This window comes from Polaribacter sp. BAL334 (genome assembly GCF_015767435.1).
Classification (GTDB): Bacteria; Bacteroidota; Bacteroidia; order Flavobacteriales; family Flavobacteriaceae; genus Polaribacter.
Genome location: NZ_JADWOV010000244.1, coordinates 1 through 975 on the forward strand (window position 1 = coordinate 1; position 975 = coordinate 975).

1 protein-coding gene is annotated in these 975 nt (G+C 31.4%); it reads right to left on the bottom strand.

Features of this window, described 5'->3' with window-relative positions; all coding sequences use genetic code 11:
• Nucleotides 1-945 (bottom strand): hypothetical protein (locus tag IU405_RS03420; RefSeq protein ID WP_197437212.1); only part of this gene is annotated, 945 nt, incomplete at its 3' end.
• Nucleotides 946-975 lie beyond the last annotated feature (30 nt).

The following is a 975-nucleotide window of genomic DNA, read 5'->3' on the forward strand; positions in this document are numbered from 1 at the left end:
AGAAATTAAATACCAGTTTGAAGTTAGTAAGTTTCTTTCGTAAGTTATTGCCCCATCAAAAGTATTTTGAGCTATTAATGAAGCTCCTGATTCAATATAAACTGAATTAACAGTTGTTGCAGATGATGCTATTGGAAAATTTGTAATACTAGTAAATGGAATTCTCACATTTGCTGTTGTTGTTGGAACAGAATTTGAACTCCAGTTGTCTGCTATATTCCAATCACTACTTGAGCTACCGTCCCAAACATTTGCATAAACATATTCTGTTGTTTGTTTCCAGTAGATATTTTCATTAGAGTTATTATCCCAATCATCAGATAAATAAATTGAGTATCCAGAAATGTTTGTATTGTTCAATAAAACTGTTTGAGTAAAAGAAGTGGGTGTATTATTTGTTCTTTCAATTACAACTTCCATACTAGTAGGAGAAACTAAAGAAAATGTTATTACAAACTCATTAATTGTACCACTATCAGATCCATTAATTGCTGTAGCATTAATTGTTCCTCCATTAGAAACGATTTCCCAAGGGTTAAAAGCTCCATTATTTCCATTTAAATTTGCTTGTACTGCATAATTATTTAATCTATCATTCCAAGTGGATGTTGAAGTAGGTGAAGATAAAAGAGAAACACCAATTTGACCATAAGCCTGATATGCTTGAAGTGATATTTTAAAAGTATCACCAACATTCATTGTAGTTGGATTTCCAGTTGTTGTACCATCATCTGTGAAATTCTTCCAAAGCACAACTTCTTTTGTACCACCACCATTAGCATACATACCAATTTCAGTTCCTCCGTTATTAAAAGCTCCTGCAACTCCAACAGTGAAAGTTGCATCATAATTTGCTGTTTGCTGTTGGTAAGAAACAGTTACTTGAGCTTGCAATACATAGCAAAACAGCAAGCTCAACATTGTTAAAAAATAATTTTTTTTCATGGTTTTTTTAATTTAATATTAGTTAATAAT